At 60.9% G+C, this 21,457-nt stretch carries 20 protein-coding genes and 1 pseudogene; 20 read left to right on the forward strand and 1 reads right to left on the reverse strand.

Annotated elements, in window-relative coordinates:
* Positions 1-68: 68 nt before the first annotated feature.
* The 17 genes and pseudogenes from B4383_RS20735 (at position 69) to B4383_RS20815 (ending at position 17,589) form a co-directional block, all read left to right on the forward strand.
* Complete coding sequence (locus tag B4383_RS20735) at positions 69-674, forward strand: cytochrome c oxidase subunit 3 (protein ID WP_139360942.1); 606 nt, start codon at positions 69-71, stop codon at positions 672-674.
* 42 nt (positions 675-716) lie between these two features.
* A complete protein-coding gene (locus tag B4383_RS20740) occupies positions 717-956 on the forward strand; it encodes a cytochrome C oxidase subunit IV family protein (RefSeq protein WP_176138497.1) in 240 nt (79 codons plus the stop codon).
* 94 nt (positions 957-1,050) lie between these two features.
* A complete protein-coding gene (locus B4383_RS20745) occupies positions 1,051-1,671 on the forward strand; it encodes a TetR/AcrR family transcriptional regulator (protein ID WP_139360943.1) in 621 nt (206 codons plus the stop codon).
* A gap of 170 nt (positions 1,672-1,841) precedes the next feature.
* Positions 1,842-2,684 carry a hypothetical protein gene (locus B4383_RS20750; protein WP_078293083.1) on the forward strand — a complete coding sequence of 281 codons (843 nt, stop codon included), beginning with the start codon at positions 1,842-1,844 and terminating at the stop codon, positions 2,682-2,684.
* Positions 2,681-3,550 (forward strand): ABC transporter permease, encoded by an 870-nt coding sequence (locus tag B4383_RS20755; protein WP_139360944.1) that lies wholly within the window; start codon positions 2,681-2,683, stop codon positions 3,548-3,550. Before B4383_RS20750 ends, B4383_RS20755 begins: the two co-directional genes overlap by 4 nt.
* Before the next feature lie 3 nt (positions 3,551-3,553).
* Complete coding sequence (locus B4383_RS20760) at positions 3,554-4,414, forward strand: ABC transporter permease (RefSeq protein WP_078293084.1); 861 nt, start codon at positions 3,554-3,556, stop codon at positions 4,412-4,414.
* Position 4,415: 1 nt separating this feature from the next.
* Positions 4,416-5,885 carry an MCE family protein gene (locus B4383_RS20765; RefSeq protein ID WP_078293085.1) on the forward strand — a complete coding sequence of 490 codons (1,470 nt, stop codon included), beginning with the start codon at positions 4,416-4,418 and terminating at the stop codon, positions 5,883-5,885.
* 4 nt (positions 5,886-5,889) lie between these two features.
* Complete coding sequence (locus tag B4383_RS20770; protein ID WP_176138413.1) at positions 5,890-6,933, forward strand: MCE family protein; 1,044 nt, start codon at positions 5,890-5,892, stop codon at positions 6,931-6,933.
* An 8-nt stretch (positions 6,934-6,941) separates the two neighbouring features.
* On the forward strand, positions 6,942-7,985 hold the full coding sequence (locus B4383_RS20775; protein WP_286150700.1) for an MCE family protein: 1,044 nt from the start codon (positions 6,942-6,944) through the stop codon (positions 7,983-7,985).
* Entirely contained in the window at positions 7,982-9,082 is a 1,101-nt protein-coding gene (locus tag B4383_RS20780; RefSeq protein ID WP_078293086.1) for an MCE family protein, read from the forward strand. Before B4383_RS20775 ends, B4383_RS20780 begins: the two co-directional genes overlap by 4 nt.
* Positions 9,079-10,185 carry an MCE family protein gene (locus B4383_RS20785; RefSeq protein ID WP_078293087.1) on the forward strand — a complete coding sequence of 369 codons (1,107 nt, stop codon included), beginning with the start codon at positions 9,079-9,081 and terminating at the stop codon, positions 10,183-10,185. The genes B4383_RS20780 and B4383_RS20785 overlap by 4 nt, the downstream gene beginning before the upstream one ends.
* Positions 10,182-11,456 carry an MlaD family protein gene (locus B4383_RS20790; protein WP_078293088.1) on the forward strand — a complete coding sequence of 425 codons (1,275 nt, stop codon included), beginning with the start codon at positions 10,182-10,184 and terminating at the stop codon, positions 11,454-11,456. The genes B4383_RS20785 and B4383_RS20790 overlap by 4 nt, the downstream gene beginning before the upstream one ends.
* A gap of 14 nt (positions 11,457-11,470) precedes the next feature.
* The gene (locus tag B4383_RS20795) at positions 11,471-12,034 is read left to right on the forward strand and encodes a hypothetical protein (protein ID WP_286144110.1); all 564 of its coding nucleotides are present in this window, start codon (positions 11,471-11,473) and stop codon (positions 12,032-12,034) included.
* A 5-nt stretch (positions 12,035-12,039) separates the two neighbouring features.
* Positions 12,040-12,843 carry a DUF3298 domain-containing protein gene (locus B4383_RS20800; protein ID WP_078293089.1) on the forward strand — a complete coding sequence of 268 codons (804 nt, stop codon included), beginning with the start codon at positions 12,040-12,042 and terminating at the stop codon, positions 12,841-12,843.
* A gap of 152 nt (positions 12,844-12,995) precedes the next feature.
* A pseudogene (locus tag B4383_RS20805) lies at positions 12,996-14,507 on the forward strand (aldehyde dehydrogenase family protein).
* Between the two features lie 148 nt (positions 14,508-14,655).
* Positions 14,656-15,762, forward strand: a complete 1,107-nt coding sequence (locus tag B4383_RS20810) for an NDMA-dependent alcohol dehydrogenase (protein WP_078293090.1) — start codon at positions 14,656-14,658, stop codon at positions 15,760-15,762.
* Positions 15,763-15,960: 198 nt separating this feature from the next.
* A complete protein-coding gene (locus B4383_RS20815; protein ID WP_078293091.1) occupies positions 15,961-17,589 on the forward strand; it encodes an AMP-binding protein in 1,629 nt (542 codons plus the stop codon).
* Positions 17,590-17,899: 310 nt separating this feature from the next.
* Here the strand turns inward: B4383_RS20815 and B4383_RS20820 are convergent, their stop codons facing one another.
* Positions 17,900-18,667 carry an IclR family transcriptional regulator gene (locus tag B4383_RS20820; protein WP_078293092.1) on the reverse strand — a complete coding sequence of 256 codons (768 nt, stop codon included), beginning with the start codon at positions 18,665-18,667 and terminating at the stop codon, positions 17,900-17,902.
* 168 nt (positions 18,668-18,835) lie between these two features.
* On the opposite strand from B4383_RS20820, the gene B4383_RS20825 reads away from it, so the two are divergent.
* Genes B4383_RS20825 through B4383_RS20835 form a run of 3 tightly spaced genes read left to right on the forward strand, consistent with a single transcriptional unit; the run spans position 18,836 to position 21,443 of the window.
* Positions 18,836-19,603, forward strand: a complete 768-nt coding sequence (locus B4383_RS20825) for a CoA transferase subunit A (RefSeq protein WP_078293093.1) — start codon at positions 18,836-18,838, stop codon at positions 19,601-19,603.
* Entirely contained in the window at positions 19,600-20,259 is a 660-nt protein-coding gene (locus B4383_RS20830) for a 3-oxoacid CoA-transferase subunit B (RefSeq protein ID WP_078293094.1), read from the forward strand. Before B4383_RS20825 ends, B4383_RS20830 begins: the two co-directional genes overlap by 4 nt.
* Positions 20,256-21,443, forward strand: a complete 1,188-nt coding sequence (locus tag B4383_RS20835; protein WP_078293095.1) for an acetyl-CoA C-acetyltransferase — start codon at positions 20,256-20,258, stop codon at positions 21,441-21,443. The genes B4383_RS20830 and B4383_RS20835 overlap by 4 nt, the downstream gene beginning before the upstream one ends.
* The last annotated feature ends 14 nt before the right edge of the window (positions 21,444-21,457 follow it).

Here is a 21,457-nt window from a genome sequence, read left to right on the forward strand (position 1 = left end):
CGTATACGCTCACTCAAAAGAACGGTTACGTTCTTTAAACGTACAGCGCTGTGCGGGAAGGGGTTCGCGTGACATCCGCCGTATTCTGGAGGCGTTCGGCTAGACCGGGAAAGCGCCCGGCCCGAGCCGGGCATGTGCCGGGTGAACCGGGCTTCTGGGTGATCATCTTCGGTGATCTCTGCGCTTTCACCCTGTTTTTCGCTCTGTATCTGGGGCAACGCGCACACGATCACGATATTTTCGTGGCGGGCGAGCGCAAACTCGCGGTGGGGTACGGAGCGGTGATGACGCTCCTGCTACTGACCAGCTCATTACTGGTGGTCCGAGGAGTCCAACGGGTTCGTGAACAACGTTGGGGCGCAGGAATGTTCGGGGGAGCACTGGCGTGTGCAGCTGCATTCGTGTCGCTCAAGGTCATCGAGTGGTCATCGCATGTGAGCTCCGGCGATCTGTTGGGCAGCGACGGATTCTGGTCCTGGTACTTCGTCCTCACCGGATTGCATCTTCTGCACGTATTGTTGGGAATGGTGCTGTTGGGTTACCTGCAATGGGAATCGCGGCGTCCCAAAGAGGCGCTTTCTCGCATGCACTACATCGAGTGCTCCGCACTTTTCTGGCACATGGTGGACCTGCTGTGGGTCCTGATATTCCCGTTGCTCTATTTCATGAGGTGATGTGTGATGGTACTTGTTCGCGACCGAATTACGGTTGTCTGGTTGGTCCTGATGGTCGCCACTGCGGCCAACTGGTGGCTGGGTCGTGCGTCCGGACTGTCGATGATCGACGCGACCATCCCCAATATCTTGATTATTGCGGTGAGCCTTTTCAAGGCGTTCCTGGTTGGTCGCTACTTCATGGAAGTCGTAGATGCCCCGCGCTGGCTCCGGCGAACGATGGAAATATATGTGGTGTGGGCATTTATCATTCTTTCGGCGGTGGTTCTAGCGATGGCATGAGCAAGCGGGTAGTCGGTGCGGTCCGTTGGCATCGATATACTCCGGAGTTGTGGACTCACGCCGCTCCGTGTTGTCGGGAACGCACGGTGCCGACATGCCGGCCCTGCCGCGTGGCCGAGGGAAGCTGCCTGAGAGCGTCATAAAAGAGGCGCAGTACCGCCGGATGCTGCGGGCCGCGGTATCGGCGATTGCTGAAAAAGGTTATGCCGAAGTCACTGTCGCGGACATCGTCACCCGTGCGCGCGTCTCGCGGAAGGTCTTCTACGAGCACTTCAGTCATAAGAAAGACTGCTTCTTGGCAACGGTGCAGGACGGCGCTGAGTTGATCTTCGAGAGGCTAGTCGCCGCTGCCCAGAGCGCAGAACCGGGAGAAGAATTGCGCGGCGCCATGCGCGCGTACCTCCGGTTGGTCACGGAAGAGCCAGAGTTCATCCGGTGCTTCGGTATCGAGTTGTACGCGGCGGGTGACGACGGACTGCGGCTCCGCCAGGAAGCCTACAAGCGATATGCCGCGTTGCTACGGGCTTTGGTGAACGGCACTGCCGTCGGTAGTGACATCGAGCCCGTCGAACTTAGATCGAGGGACCGTGCGGTCATCGCCGCACTCGCCGAGCTAGTCGTCGCCAACATGCTCAACGGAATGATCGAGCAGATGCTCGAACTTGAAGACGACATCGTTTCCATCGTGCGCGCGCTTTACCGCGACGACATCTGATCGATCTGAACTCCCAGTGTCGCAACGTTTTTAAGCGACGGACGCCGAGCTCTCAAACCTCTTTGCAATAGTTTGGCGCTGCTATTGACTGCGGCGTCAGGCGCCCTTACTATCATCGTTAATAAAAGAACGATGTCGTATTTTTGTATGGATCATGAAGGGCCCCAACGGTGAACATCGAGGCGATGGTCGACAGAAGAGTGATGCGTGGGTGCGTCGGGGTCGCACTGGTGGGCATTGCGATGTTCGCGGGCGGCCTGTTCATCATGGGATTTATTCCACCGCCCTCGCCGAACGCGTCGACAGCCGAAATCGCAGGTCTGTGGCAATTGAATAGCGCCAGCATCCGGGTTGGAGTGATCGTCGCCGTGATCGGCGCTACCTTGAGTACCGGGTATCCGGCGGTGCTTTCGGCCCTTGTGCGCAGGTGCGAAGGGCAGGACAGTCCGCTGACCTACTTCCAGGTGCAATTGGGCGCCATCAATTACACGTTCGCGGCCGCAGTGATGGCGGTCATGGGTGCCGTGGCCATTCGGGAGAGAGCACCCGAGACGTATCAGTTCTGGATGGATGTGTTGTGGCTGTTGCTCATTGGCGTTCCGTTTTTGGGTGACGTCCAGATGGTTGTCATCGCCGTTGCCGCGTTCCGGGATCGATCGCAGGCTGTCTTTCCCCGCTGGTATGCGTGGTACTCGCTATGGCAGGCGTTCATTACCGCCCCTGCAGGGGTGGTGTTCTTCATGCCGAAAGGGGGGATGTTCGGTTGGAACGGCGGAGTCTCGTTCTATTTCATCTTTCCGATGTTCTTCATTTGGGTTTGCGTAACAGCGAGGGTCCTGTGGTTGAGTAGCGGTCGGATTGGCGTGGTGACAAGTGATGCGGCATCCCATCCCTTCGTGCGGTGCGGTGCGCCTGGTCAGCTTGCGGCGCAAGAAGATTCAGGAGTCCTCAGGCGACAGGAGGAACTGACAATGCCCACGTCCGCCTCACGTGACTTCGGAGCAGGCCAATGACGACACAGAGCAATTGCGACGCGCGGCGGCCCCTGGACCGCGACGTCAGCGGCGAGGTGATCGGCTGGGGTCGGCGGTATGTCGCTTCGCATCCAGTAATGTCGTTGGACACCTTGGGTGGGCAGGTTGTGCTCGCAATTCGGACGGTGCAGTGTCTGTTCACGGACATTTTCGTTGGACGCTTGCAGTTCCGCGAGTTCGTGCAACAAGCGGCATTTATGGCCTCAACTGCTTTTGTTCCAACGATTTTCGTGACGATACCGATTGGCGTCACGTTGGCTATCCAGTTCAGTCTGCTGGCCGGACAGGTGGGCGCGACATCCTTAGCGGGCGCCGCGACCGGCCTTGCAGTGATCCGGCAGGGTGCGCCACTAGTGGCAGCCGTGCTCCTGGCGGCCGCCGTCGGTTCGGCGGTATGCGCGGACTTGGGTTCCCGGACGATGCGCGAGGAAATCGATGCGATGACGGTAATGGGTGTGTCTCCGATCCACCGCCTGGTCGTCCCACGCTTCGTGGCGGTCATCGTCGTCGGGATGGCACTTACCGGCCTGACGAGCTTTGTCGGCTTTCTCGCCGGCTATACGTTCAATGTCTACATGCAGAACGGCACCCCGGGATCATTCGTCGCGACCTTTTCCTCATTCGCGACGCTCGGGGATCTGATGCTGGCACTTGCCAAGGCTGTTGTCTTCGGCTGCATCGTGGCAATTGTGAGCTGTCACAAGGGATTAAGTACTCGTGGTGGCCCGGCTGGAGTGGCCAACTCCGTCAACGCTGCGGTGGTCGAGTCGATCCTGCTGCTGATGATTGTCAATGTCGTGATGACCCAGCTCTATATCGTCATCTTCCCCCGAGCGAGCTTCTGACACATGACTGCATCGACTCATCAACCGTTCCCTGGACTGCGGCCGGTAGTCACCACCGCGCGGGCCGCCGGCATGCTCGTAGCCAAGAGCGGTCACATCAGTTACTTCTTTCGAAACATCCTGATGTCCGTACCCTTTGTGGCACGGCGATATTCCAAGGAATTCATTCGAGTACTGGCCGACATCTCGTGGGGCAACGGGGCGATCGTGGTAGGCGGCGGCACGATTGGGGTCGCGATCGTGCTCGGTGCCACCGCAGGGGCATTGATCAGCGTGGAGGGTTACAACGCCCTCAACCTGCTCGGTCTGGGGCCAGCTACCGGATTGATTTCCTCATTCGTTGGGACGCGTGAACTCGCGCCGGTGATGATCGCTTTGGCGTTCGCAACGCAGGCCGGTTGCCGCTTCACGGCGCAGCTGGGCGCGATGCGCATCAATGAGGAGATTGACGCCCTAGATGCCCTCGCCATCAACTCCATTGCCTACCTTGTCACTACCCGTGTCATGGCAGCTGTCGCGGCCGCCATTCCGCTGTTCCTCATCTGCCTTGCCGCCGCGTACCTGACTGCTCAGATCGTGGCGGGTGCCGTCAGTGATCACTCGGTGGGCACTTACCTGCATTATTTCAACTTGGCGACCAGCGGGCGCGATGTCTTCTTCGCCGTCATCAAGGCTGTCGTCTTTGTCTTTACCGCATCGACGATGCAGTGCTATTACGGCTATTACGCCAGCGGTGGGCCTGCGGGCGTTGGTGTCGCGGCCGGGCGTGCTATGCGCGCCAGCATCACCGTCGTGATCATCGTGAACATGCTGCTCACCATGGCGCTGTGGAGCGTCGACTCGGGCGCAAGGTTCGGCGGATAGCATGCCAAACTCATTCGACTCTGACTTCCGCGGACCGTCGAACCGGCGCCTGTTCGTGGCGGGTGTGTGTTTCTGCGCTATTACTACCGGAATCATCCAACTGTGTCTGATGAAATCCCAAGGCAGACTTGACGACATCGTGCGGGTGAGCGCCGAGTTGGTCAACGTCGGCGATGGTCTGCCGGCCAAATCGGATGTGAAGTTCCGCGGCTTGCTGGTGGGTGAGGTTACCGAGGTTCAGCTGCGTGGAAGCGGCCAACCGAATACCGTGCGGATCAACCTTAAACCGCAATACGCGTCCCGGATTCCCGACACCGTCACCGCACGAGTCGTCCCATCGAACGTGTTCGCGGTTTCCTCGGTGCAGCTGGTCGCCAATGGTCCCCGCATCCTGCCACTGCACTCGGGCTCCGTGATTCGCGAAGACACCAGCTTGCCGACCGTTCTGTTTCAGTCGCTTCTGACGAAAGTTCGGCAGCTGCTCAAGTCTGTGAGCCGAGACAGTACCGACAACACCGTTGGAGTATTGGCAGCTCTAAGTGGCGCCACTGAAAGCCGCGGCAGTGCATTACGGGACGCGGGAGCCGACCTGAATGATATTGTCAGTCAACTGAATACGGTTATGGGCGGACATGACGAGCCCACCACCTTGTCGAGCCTCGCCACCGCTGCCCAAGCGCTGCGGCAGGCCGAGCCGGAACTGAGCGACGCGTTGGCGAACGCCGTGGCACCGATGCGCGCACTTGCCGAGACGCGGTCGCAGCTGACTGGCTTGCTATCGGCGGGCGTGCAGACGACCGGAACGCTTGGCGATGCGTTTGACAACCAAACAGATCGACTGATCGCCATCACCACGCAGCTGACGCCCGTCGTCGGGGTCCTTGCTGACAACTCGGACAAGTTCAGACCGATTGCCACCCGGATGGCGCGGATGGCCGAACGCGTCGAGGACACTTACGACACGGAGCGGCACAACTACGTCATCAAAGTTGTCGTAACCCTGGCACCCTACCGCCAGTACGTCCGTGCCGACTGCCCCCGCTACGGCGTGCTCGAGGGTCCCAGCTGTCAAACGGCCCCAGAGGTGCCCACCGCGCCGGACCTCCTCCCGGCCCTGGCTTCAATGGGAATTCCGCCTCCGCCGGGAGCCAACGAGAATCGCCCCAACCTCGCCCCGCCGCGTGATTCGGTACGGCATGCCGGCGAGGTGCCCGGTGGGATCGGTGCGGACGCGTCCCCCGCACCGATCCCATCCCTAAGCCCGGCAACGAATCCAGGGCCAGCCGACCATGCCGGGGCCCAACCCCAACCCGCAAGCTACGGCGGCACCGTCGGTCCGGTCGGCAGCTCAACCGAGGGTGCCCAACTGAGCCAGATCGTCGGCCACCACGCCAACTCTTCAGATCGCCTGCTGTTGGGGCCTGTGGTGCGCGGCACTGCGGTGCATATCGAACCGGACGTAGGGAGATAGCGCGGTGAACGTTCGGAAGGCGTCTATCGGCTTGGCCTTGTTTCTTGTGCTGTGCATATCGGTCACCTGGCTGGTGTCAGTTACTTTGCTGCGCAAGGTTAGTGGGCCAGTGAACACGTATTCGGCAGTGTTCACCAACGTGGCGGGTCTGCATGCGGGTGATGACGTTCGGGTCGCTGGAGTGCGTGTTGGCCGGGTGGAGAAGGTTGTGTTGGGAGATGACGCGCTAGCCAGCGTGACATTTCAGGTCCACCGGGAACAGACCCTTTACACCGACACTGTGGCATCGGTGACCTATCAAAACATCGTGGGACAGCGTTACCTCGGCCTGGCATCCGGGCGAGACGAGAAAAGACAGATTCTGGCCGATCATGGCCAGATACCCGTCGAGCGCACAGAGCCCTCGTTCGACATTACGCAGCTGCTGCGAGGATTTGAACCTCTCTTCGCGCTGTTGGACCCGCAGCAAGTAGACAACCTCACCAAAGGGATTATCCAAGCGTTGCAGGGAGATAGCAGTTCGGTGCTGACGCTCATTACACAGACATCGGCACTGGCCGAGCTATTCGCCGGCCCCGATCAGATCCTCGGGGATGTCATTACCAACCTGAACGACACGGTGGGCATCCTGGCGAACCAGAACACGAACCTGCAGTTGGTCATCTCCCGCACCCGAGAGCTGATGGTGGCGTTGGGAAACCGGCGGACCGATCTTGTCGCGTCGGTCGGATCTATCACCTCCACCGTGAACCGACTGGCGTCGATCGCAGGGAAGGTCCAACCGGATATCAACGAGCTGATGGTCCGTGAACCCGGCCTCACCGGTCATCTCAGCACTGATGCGCGTGAGCGATTCGCGTACTTCGGCGCCAATCTGCCTGCCATGTTGAAGGGTTTGGCCCGCTCGATGCAATCTGGGACCTACGCCGACGTGTATCCCTGCGATATCAACGTCACTATTTTCGACTTCCTCGGCCGACTGATCCCCGACATCGTGCGGGCGGCAACACCTGGAAACACCATGAAAAACACACCGATATGCAGGTAGGTCACGTCATGATCAAACGCGCATTCGCGGGCCTGAAGCTCAGACGCCCTCTTGAGGATTACAACAGGGTGCAGCTGGGTCTGGTCGCCCTGGCAGTGGTCGTTGTCGTGGTCGGCGCAATCGGCTTGGCCGGCGCCGTCAATGTGGGGAAAACCGTTTACCGGGCCGAGTTTTTGCAGGCGGCTTCCGTTCGTAAGGGTGACCAAGTCACGATCGCGGGCATCGCGGTAGGCAAGGTCGAGTCCCTGAAATTGGCAGGTGATCGCGTCGACATCCGGTTGTCCATCGACAAGAACGTCCACCTCGGCAGCGGCACTAGGGCGGACATCAGGCTGACGACGCTCCTGGGGTCCCGGTACATCGAGGTGACGCCCGGGCGCACGGGCGACCTCGCGGACCGCACGATTCCCCTGGAGAACACCGCGGCACCTTACGACCTGCAAACTGCTTTGGCCGATGCCACAACAACATTCGATCAGATAGACGCCGATCAAATCGCCGAGTCTATGACCATCGCGTCCCGCAGTCTCCATGGCCTGCCCGAGGCGCTCCCGGACGCACTGCGCAACCTGCGGTCATTGTCCAGAGTTGTCTCGGATCGGCGAGATCAGATCGGCACCCTGCTGGCAAGCACTGACACGCTTACCGCGACGATTTTGAGCCAAAAGGCGAATCTCGGGCTGCTGGTGACGCAAGGCCGCGACCTGCTGAAGGAAATCACCACGCGCCGCGCGGCGGTTGAACGACTGTTCGATGGCACTACCGCCATGGTGGCGACGCTGTCCCGAATCCTCAACGACGCACCCGCCCTCAACGACATGCTGGCGAGCGTTCGCGACTTCTCTCGAATGATCGCCGAGCACGACGCCCTGTTTCGTAATACGTTGCAGGTCTTGCCGATTGCCTTGCGAAACGCTGCAAATGCCTCGGGCAGCGGCACCGCTGTGGACGGGACATTCACATCAGGTCCGCTGATCGATTCGTGGATGTGCGCGATAAGCGGGCGCGCGAAGCAGTTCGGATTAGTCGAGTACTTCGAGGATTGCGCATGAGTAAAAGAGCAGCTATCTCACTGACAGCGGCGGTGGTCGCGATGGCCATCGCGACGATCGTGATGATCACCCGGGCCGAGACCAAACCGATGACGGTCACCGCGCATTTCGAGGACGCCATCGGGCTATACGAGGGCAACACCGTAGCGGTGTTGGGAATGTCGGTGGGTCATGTTTCCCGCATCACACCCCAGGGTGATTCTGTGGAGGTCACGTTGGTGCTCGACGGGGACGTCGACATACCTGCCGACGTCCAGGCGGTTACCGTCTCCACCTCGATTCTGACCGATCGGCACGTGGAACTCACTCCTCCTTACCGCAGCGGACCCACGTTGCGTGACGGAGACATCATCGGCCTCGGCCGGACCCGCACCCCCGTGGAGTTCGATAAGACGTTGGCGATGATCGACCGGCTGGCGGTGGCGCTGCGTGGCGACGGAGCAGGTGCCGGACCGCTGTCTGGCCTGGTGAACATCGGTGCGCAGATCGCGACCAATAACGGTGATGACATCAAGGGCGCCCTGGGGGAGTTGTCGTCGGCCCTGCGACTGGGATCGGACCACGGCGCACGTACCAAAGAGAACATCGACCAGATCGCCACCGGCCTCGACGTTCTCAGCCAATCAGCGGCGGATAACGAGCAGACGATTCGGGAGTTTGGGTCAAACATCCACCAACTCAGCACAATCCTGGCCGACGAGAGCCTCGGCGCCGGAACCACCGGCTCGAAGATCAACCAGATTCTTGAGCGGGCGGCCTCGGTGCTGGAAACGAATCGAGACGGACTCAAGATCACAGCAACAGATGCACGAACGATCACCCAGGCCCTCGTGGACTATCGGCGGGAGACGGCCGAGTTCTTCGACCTCGCCCCGCTGACCCTCGACAACGTTTGGAACGTCATCGACATGGACAACGGCGCAGTGCGACTTCACGCACTAGCGGACAAGATCGTCCTGGACAGTCAGCTCGCCAAGGAGATGTGCAATCTCATAGGTCTTCGGCAACTAGGTTGCGCCACCGGCACTCTGCGCGACTACGGGCCTGATTTTGGGCTCACCGGAATGCTCGAGCTCATGGCAGGAACCGCAAAATGAAAGCCCCGATCGGTCGCGCACGCGTCCTCATAGCCATCGGCGCCGTAACGGTACTATCCGGCTGTTCCACCGGGTTGGAGAGCCTCCCGTTGAGCACACCCTCGGTGGGCGGCGAAACCTACCGATTGACAGCGGTTTTCACCAATGCCCTGAACCTTCCCGCCCACGCCAAGGTGAAAGTCGGCGGTACAGACGTCGGGGAAGTCGACACGATCCACGCCAAGGAGTTCACTGCGCACGTCACAATGCGGATCCGACGCGATATTTCGGTGTACGCGGGGGCGACTGCCGAGCTTAGGTCCGCCACTCCACTTGGTGACCTCTTTGTCGCCATCCGGTCCGATCAAGGCACGTCGGCGAACGCCCAGCCCTTGACCGACGGCAGTACGATACCGCTAAGCGCAACTTCCGCGGGTGCCACCGTGGAGGAGCTGCTCAGCTCGGCGGCCGTACTTGTCAACGGCGGCGTAGTTCGAAGTCTGACCCACATCCTCAACGGCGCAGGCTCGGCCGTCGGCGACAGCGGTGCGAAAATTGCCGATCTGCTTCGTCAATCGAATGAACTGGTCGCGCGGCTCAACGCGCGTTCTGGGCAGATCAAGGATGCCCTTGATCACACTTCGAAGCTCGCGGCGGCCCTCTCCGCACGTCAAGACACGCTTACCAGCGCACTCTCGGCGGCCGACCCGGCAATCGCCGCCATCGCGGACAATCGAGACCAGATACTCACCCTGATTGACGCCGTCGCCCGCGTGACGCGACAACTCTCACGATTTCCTTCACTGCAGGGCACCGATACCCGCGGACTGATCGCCGACATCAACGCCCTGAGTGCGGCATTCAACGACGCGAGCGTTGACCCCGCGACCTCGCTGACTTCATTCAACCGAGTAATTCCACGGGTTCTCAAGGTGACCTCCGGGGCCAACCTGCACGCATCGGGCGATGTTGAGCAACTCATCCTCGGGGCCCTGCCCGATATGAACTACCCGGGCGATCCCATGGCACACGGGCCCGACGGCACCGATTGGCACGCGATGATCGGCAGCCTGCGATACCAGTGGAACCTTTTACTGAACAGAATCTACGGACCCCACCGATGAACGCTTCCAGACTCTTCTCACGATGCCTTGCCACGGTCGTCGACGCCATCAGGGCTCTTCAATCACGACGCGCGATCGTTGCGATTGTCGGGTTGATCTGCGCCTTTCTCTTAGCGTTGTGTTACGTCTCGGCGGGCGCACTTGGCTACAACCCGATCCGACCCACCATCGCGCTGCACGTACAGCTTCCCGAATCGGGTGGACTGCTCGCCGGTCAGGACGTGACCCTGCGAGGCGTCCACATTGGCACCGTTGAGGCCATCCAGGTGGCGGACGAGGGACTACTCGCGGACATCGCGATAAACCCCAGCGTCCACATTCCGAGGGATTCGGCGTTTCAGGTATCGGGCCTGTCGCCGGCCGGCGAACAATATCTCGACATCCGACCCGCCCACAAAGACGGCCCTTTCCTGCACGACGGCGACACCGTCACCATGAATCAGACCGCCATCCCCGTGCAGTTCTACAGACTGGTGACAGATGCCGAAGGGCTTCTCGCGCAGCTCGATCCGGCACAGCTCGCGGCGATGACGAAGGAAATCGGCGTTGGGAAAGAGGGTCCCAGGAAGCTAGCGGATATCCTCGACGGCGGGGTATTTCTCATATCAACACTGGATTCTGTACTGCCAGAGACCATTCGCCTGATCCGCAGCAGCCGCACCGTGTTGACGATGATTTCCGATGCCGGTCCGAAGTTGCGTGAAACCGGAGCGAATGTGCGCGACGTAGTGGCGGGCGCCAGCCGAATGGAGGGTGGCTATCGGACGCTGGTGGGCGCCGGCAGTCGGCCACTGTCGGCGCTAGATTCCGTGATCACCGACAACTCGGACACTATGGTGCAGTTACTCGGCAATCTGACCACCGTCGCGCAGCTGTCCTACGTGCGGGTGCCCGCGTTGAAGGCACTCTTTCCTACTGTCGAGCAACGTGGTTCGGTTCTCGACGCCGTGGGCTCCATTTTCCACGATGGTTATGTCTGGGAGGTCGTCGACCCGTACCCACGCTATTCATGTGACTACGACCTGCCGCGGCACCCGCCGTCGCAAGCGGATTTTCCGGAGCCTTATCGGTACACCTACTGCGCCAACCCGGATCCCGCGGTTCTCGTCCGGGGTGCGCGCAATGCACCGCGGCCACCCGGCGATGACACCGCGGGACCACCCCCAGGATACGACCGTATGGCGGTAACCGACCCGACTCCGGTTGGCCCCAACACCATTCCCACGCCGTACGGCGGTCCACCGCCGGATCTGGCACCGCCACCGAAGTAGAACCAGGAGGATCTGTGCCTAAGCGAATGCCGCCGACGAACGTGTTCGACGCGATCGTCGAACAAGACATAGCCGAGCCGCGTCCGGATCGACGGGGCAGGCTCACCCGACGACTGCTACTCGGCTGCACCCTATCGACCCTGCTCGCCGCGGTAGGTGTAGCCGCCTTCCTCGGGTGGCAGCTCAAACGTCAAGACGAGATGCTGGACACCCGACGCGCGGCGTTGGCAGTTGCCAACGATTACGCGGTGGTCCTCACCAGTATCGACAGCGCCAAGGTGGACGAGAACTATGCCAAGGTGCTCGACGGCGCCACCGGTGAATTCCGAGACACATACGGTAAATCCGCCGCCCAACTACGCCAACTGTTGGTCGACAACAAGGCCGTCAGCCGCAGCGTCGTGGTCGATTCCGCCATCAAATCAGCCACCCCAAACAAGGTCGAGGTCTTGCTCTTCATCGACCAATCGATATCCAACGTGGCCAACCCCACTCCCCGAATCGATCGCAGCCGAGTAGTGATCACCCTGGAGCACATCGCAAACCGTTGGCTAGCAAGCAAAGTAGACATCAAGTAGGGATCATGGGCAACACTATCTTCAGGGCGATACTTGGTGCGGTATGTATCGGCTTCACCACACTGGCGGCCGCCTCGCCGGCACGGGCTGACAACGTGTGCGACGCGGCATTGGATGGTCAGTGGGATCGTCGCAATGACACGTGTACAACGATGATCGTTTCACAGCGCCAAGCGGTGATGGCCCTGAAAGTGGACCTGCCGCAAGATCTCATCGCCCACCCCACGCTCGGCCCGCCACTCCTCGGCTACCTGCGAGATCGCGCCCAGACCTGGCGCGCCGAGGGACGTCGAATGGTGCGCGCCAGCGATGTCACGATCGACCATCGAACGTACGCGCACAAGACCGTCAGATCGGTGGTGTTCCACGAGTTCCAGCAGACCGTGGGCAACCCGGCCAACAACGCCTTTCAGAGCTTCACCTTCGACCTCGACACCGGCAGACAACTTGCGCTCGCCGATCTTTTGCGGCCCGGTGTCGATCCGCGGACGACGCTGCCACCGCTGGCCAGGCCATTTCTCACCGAATCGCTCGACCATGCGCGACCACCCCACGACACAGGGACCTATCCATTCACCACCGACCGATTCGAACCACAGGCAGGCGCTTCTAACTACTCCGGCGACTACCGAGCATTCGCGTTGACCCCAGACGAACTGATCCTCTTCATGCCAGACCGACCCATGGCCCACGAGAATCCATGGCCCCAGGACCGGTTGGTGTGGTCCATGGACGGCGGCGCGGTCGAAACCCACATCCCTCTGGCCGCTCTCCGCTCGATCCTCCGCCAAGACCTGACCATGTACTAGTAATGGTTGAATTTATTGAAAGGCATTGAATAACAATATTTTTCGCGGAGACCGCGGTCACTGACCGTGCAAACGATTAGCTTCAGTGGAAGCTGAATTTCTCATACCTAGAACCGAACTCATACCTAGAAAACGGAACAGGTGGCGCACCGATGCCCTATGCAACTCATTACCGGATGTATATCAACGGCGAGTGGGTGGACTCGCCGTCTGTGGTCGAAATCCATTCGCCCACAGATGGATCGCTGGTCGCTACGGTCGCTGAAGGCGATGCGGATGCAGTAGATCGGGCGGTCGCCGCGGCAAGTGCGGCGCATAATTCGGGGATCTGGCGTGACCGGCCTCCAGCCGAGCGCGCGGCGGTCCTGGATGACATCGCGGACCGCCTCGAGGCGAGAGTAGATGAGCTCGTTGCGTTGCAGGTCCGTGAGAACGGCGCGACGATACGTGCGGCGGCCTCGTTTTTGGTCGGCTATTCGATTGCCCATCTTCGCTACTTCGCTGGTCTTGCCAGGATGTTTCCGTTCGAGTAACTCGGAGAGCTCCTCGAATCACCCACGCTCGCAACCGGAATTGTCCGAAATGAACCAGTCGGCGTATGCGGCGCTATTGTGCCGTGGAACTTTCCTTTGTTGATAGCGGTGTGGAAGCTGGGGCCGGCGCTGGCTGCGGGTAACACGATGGTTGTGAAACCCGATGAGCAGACACCACTGACGTTGCTTGAGCTTGTTCGCGCTGCCGACGAGGCGGGGCTTCCGGCGGGCGTGCTAAATGTAGTGACTGGCCCGGGCCCCACCACGGGAGCGAGGCTGGTCGAGCACCCCGATGTTCGCAAGATCGCGTTCACCGGCTCGACCGAAGTGGGCAGGCAAGTGATGCGCGGTGCCGCCGACAACATTAAGAAGGTCACCCTCGAACTTGGTGGTAAGGGCGCCAACATCGTCTTGGACGACGCCGATATCGATCTCGCGGTCGACGGCGCGCTGTTCGGGTTCCTTCTGCTCAGCGGCCAGGTCTGTCTGTCTGGGACACGGCTGCTGCTTCCAGCTTCCATCCACGACGCCTTCGTGGAGAAGCTGGTCGCCCGCATTGCAACGATCACTATGGGTGATCCGATGGATATCGGAACCGACATCGGCCCACTTGTATCGCTGAAGCAGAAGCAGCGGGTGGAGAAGTACATAGCGCTGGGTCAAGAGGAAGGTGCGACGGTTGCCTACCAAGGGACAACACCGCAGGACCCCGCTTTGGCCAGTGGGCACTGGGTGGCCCCGGTGATTTTCACCGACGTCACGAACGACATGAGGATCGCTCGTGAGGAGATCTTCGGACCGGTTCTCGCAGTGATTCGGTACGAGGATGATGAGGATGCAGTGCGGATCGCGAACGACAGCGAATATGGGCTATCGGCGGGCGTGTGGAGTACCGATAACCAGCGAGCCCTGACGTTGGCACGTCGACTTGATGCGGGGACCGTCTGGATCAATGACTGGCACATGCTGGACTGCCAGCACCCCTTTGGGGGTTTTAAGCAGTCGGGTCTCGGACGTGAACTAGGCCCCGATGCTCTGCGTGAATATCTCGAGCCGAAGTTGATACGTGTCGACATGACAAATGACAGGGCTAAGCGCGCGTTCTCACTGGTTGTGCCTGCGCCTGCCTGACCACCGAGCCCAACGGACTATTCGACGCGTGTTCGGACGATTAGCAGTCGCTCGCATCGTTGTGTTGTTGGAGCGGCGCTGTCGTCGGTGGACACGGCTCGTCACCCCGAACCTCGTCGATAAATAAACCTTGAGAAGGAGAATACCGATGAAGACAACAGCGGCAGTACTTCTAGAAGCAGGCAAGCCGTTCGAGATCATGGAGCTCGACCTAGATGGGCCCGGCGACGGCGAGGTGCTGATCAACTACACCGCTGCGGGACTGTGTCATTCAGACTTGCATCTCACTGAGGGGGACCTGCCTCCGCGGTACCCCATCATCGGCGGGCACGAGGGTGCGGGCATCATCGAAGACGTGGGGCCGGGCGTCACCAAGGTCAAACCCGGAGACCACGTGGTGTGCAGCTTCATCCCGACCTGCGGTCATTGCCGATACTGTTCGACCGGCAGACAGGGCCTGTGCGATATGGGCGCTACTATCCTGGAGGGCTGCATGCCCGACGGGACATTCCGATTCCGTAGCGGTGGAACCGATTTCGGTCAGATGTGCATGCTTGGGACCTTTGCTCAGAAGGCAACTATCTCACAGTACTCAGTGGTTAAGATCGACGACTGGATTCCGCTTGAGACGGCGGTGCTTGTCGGATGTGGTGTACCTACAGGATGGGGCAGTGCGACCTACGCAGGTGGGGTGCGGCCGGGAGATATCGCGGTGGTGTACGGGGTCGGTGGTATCGGCATCAACGCCGTGCAAGGCGCGGCGCAGGCTGGTGCAAAGTACATCGTGGCCATTGACCCCGTGCCGTTCAAACGTGACATGGCATCCAAATTCGGTGCCACGCATACCTTCGCAACCGCAGAAGAAGCCGCCGAAAAGCTCATCGAGCTGTCCTGGGGACAAGGCGCCGATCAGGCGATCATCACGGTCGGGGTGGTGGACGAGGAGGTCGTCACTGCCGCGTTCAATGCCATCGGCAAAGGCGGCACCGTGGTGGTGACCGGTCTGGCGAATCCAGAGAAGCTGACGGTTCATGTGTCCGGAATGGAGATGGTGCTATCGGGAAAGACCATCAAGGGAAGCCTCTTCGGCTCCGCTAATCCGCAGTACGACATCGTGCGGCTGCTTCGGCTCTACAACGACGGCCAGCTACAGCTCGACGAGCTGGTGACCACCAGGTACCGACTGGAGGACATCAATCAGGGTTACCAGGACCTGCGGGACGGCAAGAACATTCGCGGAGTAATCGTGCACTGATCTGCGGTGTGGTCAGAGTGGCCGTCCGGCCGAAATCGCGATTATGCGCCTGCGCCGGTACGGATCATGGCGCTCGGATGAACCCGGGCCTGCACCTGCAACCTGTCCACCTGCCAATCGAGTGCCTCAGTGTGTCTCAGTTGACGCTTCGAACAAGGAGTCGAATTGCCTACCAGCGCCGTGACAGTGAGTTCCGGTATGAAGTCGTATGACGTGGGACCGACGTGCACCCCGATCCGCGAGGGCACGATCGGGGTGAATTTCGAGCGGACGGTAGCGGCTAATCCGGACGTTGAGGCGCTCGTTGAGGTGGCCGGTGGCCGCCGCTGGACCTACCGGGAGCTTGATGCCGAGATCAACCGGGTGGCAAGGGGGTTGATGGCTCTTGGGATCGATCATGGTGACCGGGTAGGCATTTGGGCGCCGAACTGTGCGGAGTGGACTATCACCCAGTTCGCTACGGCGAAGATCGGCGCGATCCTGGTCAATATCAACCCGGCGTATCGCACCCACGAACTGGTATATGTGCTCAACCAGTCTGGGGTGCGGATGCTGATATCGGCCACCGCGTTCAAGTCCTCGGACTATGTGGCAATGGTGGCGCAGGTGCGTGCTAAGGCGGTGGACTTGGAAGAGGTGCTGTTCCTGGGTACCCCGGACTGGGACCGGTTGCGCAGCGGCGCCAGCCGAGTCAGCCACGACGAGTTGGCTGAGCGGTCGGCAAGCCTGGCCAACACCGACCCGATCAACATTCAATACACTTCCGGGACAACAGGGTTTCCAAAGGGTGCCACGCTGTCGCACCGCAACATTCTCAACAACGGCTTCTTTGTCGCCGAACAGATCAAGTTGGCCCCCGGTGACCGAATGTGTATTCCGGTGCCGTTCTACCACTGCTTCGGCATGGTGATAGGCAACCTTGGCTGCGTAACTCACGGTGCCACCATGGTGATCCCGGCGCCCGGGTTCGACCCGGGACTGACACTGGAGGGAATCGAAAAGGAAAGGTGTACCGGCGTTTACGGCGTTCCGACGATGTTCATCGCGATGCAGAACCACCCCGACTTCGCGGACCGTAACCTATCGACGCTTCGCACCGGGATCATGGCCGGCGCGGTGTGCCCGATCGAGGTGATGAAGCGATGCATCGAGGACATGAACATGTCCGAGGTCGCTATCGCCTACGGCATGACCGAAACCTCGCCCGTGTCGTGCCAGACCCTGATCGATGACGACCTGGAACGGCGTACCTCCTCGATCGGGCGCGCACATCCGCACGTGGAGATCAAGATCGTCGACCCAGACACGGGCCAGACCGTCGAACGCGGGCAGCCGGGCGAGTTCTGCACCCGCGGCTACTCGGTGATGCTCGGGTACTGGAACGATCCCGAAAAGACCAGTGAAGCAATTGATTCCGAAGGATGGATACACACCGGCGACCTCGCGGTGATGCGCGAAGACGGCTACTGCAACGTCGTCGGACGGATCAAAGACATGGTGATCCGCGGCGGGGAGAACATCTACCCGCGCGAGATCGAGGAATTCCTCTACACCCACCCTGACATCGAGGACGCACAGGTCACCGGGGTGCCGGACGAGAAGTACGGCGAAGAGGTCTGCGCCTGGATTCGGATGAAACCGGGTCGCCCACCTCTGGATGCCGCCACAGTGCGAAGCTACGCCACCGGCAAGCTCGCACATTACAAGATCCCGCGTTACGTCCAAATCGTGGACGAATTCCCGATGACAGTCACAGGCAAAGTCCGCAAAGCCGAACTACGCGCCACGATGTCCAAACAACTCGGACTCACCCCACCGGCGCAGTAACCACCCCGCTGTTGCCTTTCAGCATTTGGATCACGCGGTGGCGGCAACGGTGAAGCACACCTGCCTCGAAGGAGATCGCAATGAGGTCTCCGGAAGGCGTACTTCGGCCGGAGATTGCCATGTCTTGGGAGCGGTCGGCTCAAGCAGATTGGCCAGGGCGGCATTTCCGTCAGTCGAGGCATCTGCAGAAGAGGCAGAGTCATTGAGGGTGATGTTGCGGCCCTGCCGATTCTCTACGAGTTGTCATGTCGGATCGCGGGGACTCCGACTCAACAAGTCCGTCGGCGAGGCACCGTAGTTGTTCGAACGCTTATCTTCCGAGCCGCCCAGATAGTAGGTGGGCCTGTTCTAGTAGTAGCTTGCCGAGTTCGGGCCTGCGCTGTGGTTTGAAGCGTGTCTCGACGCCGGTCAGACTCAGCGCCCACGCCGGCCGACCCTGAGTGTCGAACACCGCGGCGCCGATCCCCCAGCTACCTTCGACGAGTAGTGCGGGGTTCACGGCATACCCCGTGATTCGGGTGGATTCGATCCGCTGCCGGATTGCTGTCTCGGAATGCTCATCTCCCCAAGATGAATGGAGTTGTACCCGTGTGAAGTAGTCGTCGATGTCGCGGGTGGGCAGGTGGCTCAAGATCGCTAGGCCGGCCGACGCGACGCCCAAAGGAAAGCGGATTCCCACATGCAGGACGTGTGAGCGCAGCGGGAAACTGCCTTCGGCGCCGAGAATGCACACGGTTTCATCCCCTCTGCGGGCGGACAAGAATGCGCTCTCGCCAGTTTCTCGGACCAGTCGGTCGATGATGTCGCGGGCTTGATCGGCGATGTCGTACCTGCTGGCTGCGCTGGCGCCCAGCAGGTACAACTCTGGGCCCAGCGACCACTGTCCGGTTTTGGTGTCGCGGTCGATGAGGCCCTCGGAGACAAGGGCGGCCAGCAGGCGATGGGCCGTTGGCCGGGGCAAGTCCGCCGCTGTCGCCAGTTCGGTGGTCGAGGCACCGTTTGGCTCAGCCGCGCCTACCGCGCGTAACAACGTACCTACCCGTGCGACCACATTGGGTCTCCGCTGCGTGTCCGTCACGCGGGTCAGTCTAGGCGGTCACTGAATGAAAGCCTAAGCCTCTCATGCTCATCTGACGAGCAGTTTACGCGCGAATAACAGAACCACTTGACGCTTTGAACTGGCATCTTGTTCACTCGAAGGGAGCACAAAAGCGTTTGTTCAGTGAACGTGATGGAGAGGGGCTCGATGGAATCCAAGGTTTACGGGTCGGCGGCCGAGGCGGTCGCGGATATTCCCGACGGCGCCAGGCTTGCGGTCGGCGGCTTCGGGTTGTGTGGAGTCCCGGACAAACTGATTGAAGTGCTGGCTGAGTCGGCAGTGACTGATCTTGAGGTCTTCTCCAACAACTGTGGGGTCGATGATTATGGGTTGGGGATCCTGTTGTCCCAGAGACGGATTCGGCGTGTCACTGCCTCGTATGTCGGCGAGAATAAAGAGTTCGCCCGGCAGTACCTGGCCGGCGAGCTTGAGGTCGAGCTGACGCCCCAGGGCACCCTCGCTGAACGGCTACGCGCCGGCGGCGTTGGGATTCCGGCATTCTTTACCCCCGCCGGCGTCGGTAGCCCGGTGTCCGAGGGTGGCCTGCCGTGGCGGTACGCACCGGACGGGTCGATTGCGATCCCCTCGCCGCCCAAAGAGACCCGCGTATTCGGTGAGATGCGATACGTCTTGGAGGAGGCGATCAATGCCGATTACGCGCTTGTCCATGCCGCATTGGGTGACACGGACGGCAATCTTGTGTTCAACAAGACTGCAATGAACTTCAATCCGTTGGCCGCAATGGCGGCGCGGATCACCATCGCTCAGGTCGAACAGCTCGTCGAACCGGGTGAGATCGATCCAGGCGCCGTCCACCTCCCAGGGGTCTTTGTACAGCGCATCGTGCATATCGGGCCGCAGGCCAAACGCATAGAGAAGCGGACTATCCGCACCGTAGAGGGAATTGAGGAATGAGCGCTTCGAATATCACCGGATGGAGCCGGAATCAGATAGCGGCCCGCGCGGCCGCGGATATGATCGATGGCGAGTACGTCAACCTCGGTATTGGTCTGCCCACCCTGATCCCGGGATATCTCACCGACGATGTGCGGGTGATCCTGCATTCTGAGAATGGCATCCTGGGAACTGGTCCTTACCCCACCAACGACGCCGTGGACGCCGAGCTCATCAACGCGGGCAAAGAGACCGTCACCGTCAATGACGGTGCGGCATACTTCGATTCGGCGCTGTCGTTCGGCATGATCCGTGGCGGTCACATCGATACTGCGTTCCTCGGTGGCATGGAGGTGTCCAAGACGGGTGACCTCGCCAACTGGATGGTGCCCGGCAAGATGGTGAAGGGCATGGGCGGGGCCATGGACCTGGTGCACGGCGCGGCCCGGGTCATCGTCGTTATGGAACACACCGACCGCAGTGGCAAGCCGAAAATTGTTGATGAGTGCACACTTCCGTTGACCGGGCAGGGCGTCGTCGATCGCGTTATCACCAACCTCGCCGTCATCGACGTGGTCGGGGATGGGGCCCTCGTTCTGCGCGAGCTTGCCCCCGGTGTCACCGCCGCCGCCGTCATCGCCGCCACGGGTGCCGAACTCAAGGTGGAGCTGTCATGAGCGCGGACAATCGGTCGGTCATCGTCGCGGGCGCACGCACCCCGGTGGGCCGTCTCATGGGTTCCCTCGCGGGCTTCTCGGGCTCCGACCTCGGCGGCATAGCGATCAAGGCGGCCTTGGAGAAAGCCGGTGTATCCGGCGATCAGGTGCAGTACGTCATCATGGGCCAGGTCCTCACGGCTGGTGCGGGACAGATACCTGCCCGCCAAGCCGCTGTCGCGGGGGGTATTCCCATGTCCGTGCCCTCGCTGACTGTCAACAAGGTGTGCCTGTCGGGCATCGACGCAATTATCTTGGCAGACCAGGCGATTCGGGCTGGCGATGTCGACATAGTGGTGGCGGGCGGCCAGGAGTCAATGACACAAGCTCCCCACATGCTGGGGAAGTCGCGAACCGGTTTCAAGTACGGCGATATCACGCTGAAGGACCACCTTGCCTACGACGGTCTCCACGACGTCTTCACCGACCAGGCCATGGGCGCTCTCAGCGAGGGAGCTAATGCGCTCAGCCGCGAGGAGCAGGATGAGTTCGCTGCTGCCTCGCATCAGCGTGCCGCGGCGGCCTGGAAGAACGGAATTTTCGACAACGAAGTCGCGGCGGTATCGATTCCCCAGCGCCGTGGTGATGCCCTCATGGTGGCGGAGGATGAAGGTGTCCGCCCGGAAACCACCACCGCTTCGCTGTCTGGCCTGCGTCCGGCATTCAGCAAGACGGGTACCATCACCGCGGGCAACGCCTCGACCATCAACGACGGCGCGGCGGCGGTCGTGGTGATGCGCAAAGCTAAAGCTATGGAGCTGGGGCTGAACTGGATTGCTGAGGTCGGTCCGCACGCCACGGTGGCGGGACCTGATTCGACGCTGCAGCAGCAACCGGCTAACGCGATCGCCGCCGCGTGCGCGCGGGCCAAAATCGACCCGGCAACACTGGATCTCGTTGAGATCAACGAGGCGTTCGCGGCGGTGGGCATCGCGTCGACACGTGCACTGGGATTGGATCTGTCGAAGGTCAATGTCAACGGTGGAGCCATTTCGATCGGGCATCCGCTCGGGATGTCCGGAGCCAGGATAACCCTGCACCTCGCGCTCGAATTGCAGAGACGTGGTGGCGGAGTCGGGGCGTCCGCCTTGTGTGGTGGCGGTGGACAAGGCTCGGCGCTGATATTGCGTGTGCCAGTCCGGTAAGCCTGCATGCGACG

The organism is Mycobacterium sp. D16R24, from assembly GCF_002013385.1.
GTDB lineage: Bacteria > Actinomycetota > Actinomycetes > Mycobacteriales > Mycobacteriaceae > Mycobacterium.

Coding starts and splice junctions, on each gene's coding strand:
- B4383_RS20810 (WP_078293090.1), top strand. CDS start 14,656: ATGAAGACAACAGCGGCAGTACTTCTAGAAGCAGGCAAGCCGTTCGAG.
- B4383_RS20825 (WP_078293093.1), top strand. CDS start 18,836: ATGGAATCCAAGGTTTACGGGTCGGCGGCCGAGGCGGTCGCGGATATT.
- B4383_RS20780 (WP_078293086.1), top strand. CDS start 7,982: ATGAGTAAAAGAGCAGCTATCTCACTGACAGCGGCGGTGGTCGCGATG.
- B4383_RS20790 (WP_078293088.1), top strand. CDS start 10,182: ATGAACGCTTCCAGACTCTTCTCACGATGCCTTGCCACGGTCGTCGAC.
- B4383_RS20785 (WP_078293087.1), top strand. CDS start 9,079: ATGAAAGCCCCGATCGGTCGCGCACGCGTCCTCATAGCCATCGGCGCC.
- B4383_RS20775 (WP_286150700.1), top strand. CDS start 6,942: ATGATCAAACGCGCATTCGCGGGCCTGAAGCTCAGACGCCCTCTTGAG.
- B4383_RS20815 (WP_078293091.1), top strand. CDS start 15,961: ATGAAGTCGTATGACGTGGGACCGACGTGCACCCCGATCCGCGAGGGC.
- B4383_RS20835 (WP_078293095.1), top strand. CDS start 20,256: ATGAGCGCGGACAATCGGTCGGTCATCGTCGCGGGCGCACGCACCCCG.
- B4383_RS20755 (WP_139360944.1), top strand. CDS start 2,681: ATGACGACACAGAGCAATTGCGACGCGCGGCGGCCCCTGGACCGCGAC.
- B4383_RS20745 (WP_139360943.1), top strand. CDS start 1,051: ATGCCGGCCCTGCCGCGTGGCCGAGGGAAGCTGCCTGAGAGCGTCATA.
- B4383_RS20800 (WP_078293089.1), top strand. CDS start 12,040: ATGGGCAACACTATCTTCAGGGCGATACTTGGTGCGGTATGTATCGGC.
- B4383_RS20830 (WP_078293094.1), top strand. CDS start 19,600: ATGAGCGCTTCGAATATCACCGGATGGAGCCGGAATCAGATAGCGGCC.
- B4383_RS20765 (WP_078293085.1), top strand. CDS start 4,416: ATGCCAAACTCATTCGACTCTGACTTCCGCGGACCGTCGAACCGGCGC.
- B4383_RS20760 (WP_078293084.1), top strand. CDS start 3,554: ATGACTGCATCGACTCATCAACCGTTCCCTGGACTGCGGCCGGTAGTC.